Source organism: Clostridium cuniculi (assembly GCF_004353185.1).
Taxonomy (GTDB): domain Bacteria; phylum Bacillota; class Clostridia; order Clostridiales; family Clostridiaceae; genus Clostridium; species Clostridium cuniculi.
Genome location: NZ_SMUS01000109.1, coordinates 1 through 698, shown reverse-complemented (window position 1 = coordinate 698; position 698 = coordinate 1). Strand labels below are relative to the sequence as shown.

Annotated in this window: 1 protein-coding gene; it reads left to right on the top strand. The window is 33.5% G+C overall.

Features of this window, described 5'->3' with window-relative positions; all coding sequences use genetic code 11:
- Positions 1 to 136 precede the first annotated feature (136 nt).
- Positions 137 to 592 carry an IS200/IS605 family transposase gene (gene tnpA / locus EJJ37_RS19845; protein ID WP_133017136.1) on the top strand — a complete coding sequence of 152 codons (456 nt, stop codon included), beginning with the start codon at positions 137 to 139 and terminating at the stop codon, positions 590 to 592.
- The last annotated feature ends 106 nt before the right edge of the window (positions 593 to 698 follow it).

The following is a 698-nucleotide window of genomic DNA, read 5'->3' as shown; positions in this document are numbered from 1 at the left end:
TTGTATAAATGAATACTACCTGCTGTGCAGGTATGTTCAGAGTAGCTTAAGCGGTGAGTATATAAAAAAACTCCTTTTGTCAATAATTAAAAAAGGTTCGCAGCCAAATTTAATAGACAAAAGGAGGATCCATATAATGGATAACAATAGTTTATCACATACGAAATATAACTGCAAATACCATATAGTCTTTGCACCTAAATTTAGGAGAAAAGAAATATATGGAGAGTTAAAGAAAGAAATAGGAAAGATATTAAGACAACTTTGCGAGTGGAAAGGTGTTACAATTATCGAAGCGCATGCCTGCGTAGATCATATACATCTATTTGTAGAGATACCACCAAAGATGAGTGTTTCAAGTTTTGTTGGATATTTAAAAGGTAAAAGTAGTCTTATGATATTTGAGAGATTTTCACACTTGAAATATAAGTATGGAAACAGACATTTCTGGTGTAGGGGATTTTATGTTGATACTGTAGGAAGAAATCAAAAGGCAATTGAAGAGTATATCAGAAATCAAGAACGTGAAGATATGATAGCGGATCAAATAAGTTTTAAAGAATATAACGACCCTTTTAAGGGTAGCAAGTAAAATAAAATGCGGCTGCTGGACCATTTATGCGTCTTAAGACGCAAGCTAGCAATTTGCCCTTATAGGGCTTATGAAAAACCACCAGCTTAGCTGGTGGATATTTATT

Excerpts from the sequence above, each read along its gene's own strand:
- tnpA (WP_133017136.1), top strand. The coding sequence starts at position 137 with ATGGATAACAATAGTTTATCACATACGAAATATAACTGCAAATACCAT.